Source organism: Kitasatospora sp. NPDC101157 (genome assembly GCF_044768255.1).
In the GTDB taxonomy this organism is placed as follows: Bacteria; Actinomycetota; Actinomycetes; order Streptomycetales; family Streptomycetaceae; genus Kitasatospora.
Map to the genome: position 1 here is coordinate 1 of NZ_JBIWPL010000072.1, position 1,452 is coordinate 1,452.

1 protein-coding gene is annotated in these 1,452 nt (G+C 70.1%); it reads right to left on the reverse strand.

Annotation, left to right across the window (positions count from 1 at the left end; translation table 11 throughout):
• Positions 1 to 22: 22 nt before the first annotated feature.
• Positions 23 to 1,306: an IS701 family transposase gene (locus tag ACIRVF_RS42930; protein WP_402830700.1), complete on the reverse strand. Its 1,284-nt coding sequence runs from the start codon at positions 1,304 to 1,306 to the stop codon at positions 23 to 25.
• Between the last annotated feature and the right edge of the window lie 146 nt (positions 1,307 to 1,452).

Sequence of the window (1,452 nt, forward strand, 5' to 3'; positions counted from 1 at the left end):
TACTCCAGTGTGACTTCGTGATCTATCCGGTTGAGGGCTCGGCGAGGCGTCGCCGGTAGTGGCTGCGGCGGGCGGTTGCTTGGTGGATCCTGCGCCAGTTTGACCAGGTCAGCAGGCTGCTAGGGGAGGTGTGCGGTGGAGCCAGGAAGGCGCCGAGCAGGTGGCGGATCTCGGGGACGGTCAGGTCGATCGGGTCGGTGCTGCGGGCGGGCCGGTTCGGTTGTGCGGTCCTTGCCGGCGTCGCGTCGGCGGCGAGGACGGCAAGGAAGGCCAGGGCGAGCATGGCGAGGGTGATGTGCCGGTGCCAGGCGGTCCAATGGCGGACCTGGTAGTGGTCCAGGCCGACCTGGCCTTTCGCGGCCTGGAAGCACTCCTCTATGCACCACCTGGTTCCGGCGACCCGGACCAGCTCGGACAGTGGCACTCGTCTCGGGGACCAGCACAGGTAGAAGGCGAGTTCGCCGCTGTGCGGGTTGCGGCGGATCAGCAGGTGCCGGTGGCCGTCGGTACCGATCTCGATCCAGGCCCAGTCGTAGTAGCGCGGTCCCTTCGCCCCGGCTCCGGCACTCTGCCGGTGCCAGGCCGAGGCGGGCAGGCGGTCGGCCACCGCATCCGCGCGGGCAGCGGTTCGCCCCTGGTTGATCCGCACCCGCGTGCTGCAGGCGACGGCAAGGACGTAGCCGGTCCCACGGGACTCCAACAGGGCGCGCAGGCCGGGATCTTGGCCGTAGGCCTCGTCACCGGTCACCCATGAGGCGCCGATCCCGGCGTCCAGCGCCGCGGCGATCATCTGCCCGGCCAGCGTGGGCTTGGTCGCGAACTGGGCCTGGTCGGGCACTCCGGCGCGGGTTCGGCGCTCGGTGTCCTGGCACCACGAGGCGTCGGGCAGGTAGAGGCGACGGTCGATCAACGCTCGTCCTCTGCTGGAGGCGTAGGCGAGGAAGACGCCGACCTGCGTGTTCTCGATCCGCCCGGCGGTGCCGGTGTACTGGCGCTGCACGCCGGCCGAGGCGGTGCCTTTCTTCAGGAAGCCGGTCTCGTCCACGATCAGGACGCCGTCGTCGGCGCCGAGGTGTTCCAGGACGTAGGCGCGGATGTCGTCGCGGACCGCGTCGGCGTCCCAGCGGGTGGTTCGTAGCAGCCGTTGCATCGGGCCGGGGCGGGCATGGCCGGCCCGCTCGGCCAGGTGCCAGCAGTTCTTCCGCTCGACGCCGGACAGCAGGGCGAGCACGAAGGCACGAGCGGTCGCCCGCGGCTCCACCCGCTTGAACCGGCCCGCAATCCGGGCCATCGCCTGGTCGAACATCGCCCGCCAACGGGCTACGTCTATGCTGTGACCCGCGGCCACCGCATGATCGTCATGAGTCCACACAACCCTTGATGATCACGCGGTGGCCGTTCCCGTTCCCACCCGGCCCCGGCGCGAGATCACGAAGTCACACTGGAGTACTA